The sequence below is a fragment of the Actinokineospora sp. genome, assembly GCF_050699995.1.
Taxonomy (GTDB): Bacteria; Actinomycetota; Actinomycetes; order Mycobacteriales; family Pseudonocardiaceae; genus Actinokineospora.
The window spans coordinates 1-1,351 of sequence record NZ_JBOHGC010000170.1; the positions used below are offsets into that span (position 1 = coordinate 1).

Sequence of the window (1,351 nt, forward strand, 5' to 3'; positions counted from 1 at the left end):
GGTCTCGCCGTACCTCTACATCTCGCCGTTCTTCCTGCTGTTCGCCGTGTTCGGCCTGTTCCCGCTGGCGTACACGGCGATCATCTCGACCACGGCGTGGAGCCCGCGCAGACCGGGCAGCGCGGACGTGTCGGTGGGCCTGGACAACTACCGAACCCTGCTCACCGACGAGAACTTCCACAACGCGCTGATCAACACCTTGGGCATCGGGTTGGTGTCGACGGTTCCGCAGCTACTGCTGGCGCTGGGAATCGCGCACCTGCTGAACTACCGCCTGCGCGGACGGCTGGTCTTGCGGATGGGTGTCCTGGTCCCGTACGTGACGTCGGTGGCGGCCGTCGCGCTGATCTTCAACCAGATGTTCGCCCGCGACTTCGGCCTGCTGAACTGGCTGCTGCAGCCCTTTGTGGACAGTCCGGTCGACTGGCGGGCGGACAGCTGGTCGTCGTGGATCGCGGTGTCGGTGATGGTCATGTGGCATTGGACGGGCTACAACGCCCTGATCTACCTGGCGGCGATGCAGACGATCCCGTACGACCTGTACGAGTCGGCGTCGATCGACGGGGCGGGCAAGTGGCAGCAGTTCTGGCACATCACCGTCCCGAGCCTGCGGCCGACGATCATCTTCACCGTCATCGTCTCCACCATCGGAGCATTGCAGCTGTTCGCCGAACCATTCCTGTTCGACACCACCCGCAACAACAACGGCGGCTCGGAACGGCAGTTCCAGACGATCGTTCTGTACCTGTACCAACAGTTCTGGACCAACGGCCGCTACGGCTATGGCGCGGCGATCGCGTGGACGCTGTTCGTGATCACCGTGGTCATCGCGGCCGTGAACTTCGTCCTGACCCGCCGCATCCGGTCGAGCGACTAGGAGGGCACCCATGAGCGACGACACCGCTGAGCGACCACCCGACCGCACACCGGCATGGGAACGCCACCTCCACTGCGTCCCGAAACGCACCGCGCAGCCCACCCCACCCGACGACCCCCGCGCGGGAGGGCACCCCCTGATGCCCACAAGACCGGCACCCCCACCCTCCCCAGAGAGCACGGCCTGATGCCGACAACCTCCACAACCCCAAAACCCGCCCCCGCGCTTCCCAGGGGGGACAGCCCTTGGCCAGTCTATCGGGAGGGGGCGACAGAAACGGGCGAAAGACGGCGGCCTGTGGATAACCTACGGGCTGTTGATAACTGAGGTTTCGCACTTTTCGTGATGACACGGTTGGTTGATCTTCACGTGACACGGGGCGATGACGGCGACACTGGCCGGACATGGCGGAAGCATCGGCGTTCCTTATAACCGCCCGTTGTCGGGAGATTCGCCGATGCTTCCAGCGCTCAC

Annotated in this window: 1 protein-coding gene; it reads left to right on the forward strand. The window is 64.6% G+C overall.

Features of this window, described 5'->3' with window-relative positions:
- Positions 1 to 877 (forward strand): carbohydrate ABC transporter permease (locus ACRDSQ_RS09305; RefSeq protein WP_431420438.1); only part of this gene is annotated, 877 nt, incomplete at its 5' end.
- Positions 878 to 1,351: the final 474 nt, after the last annotated feature.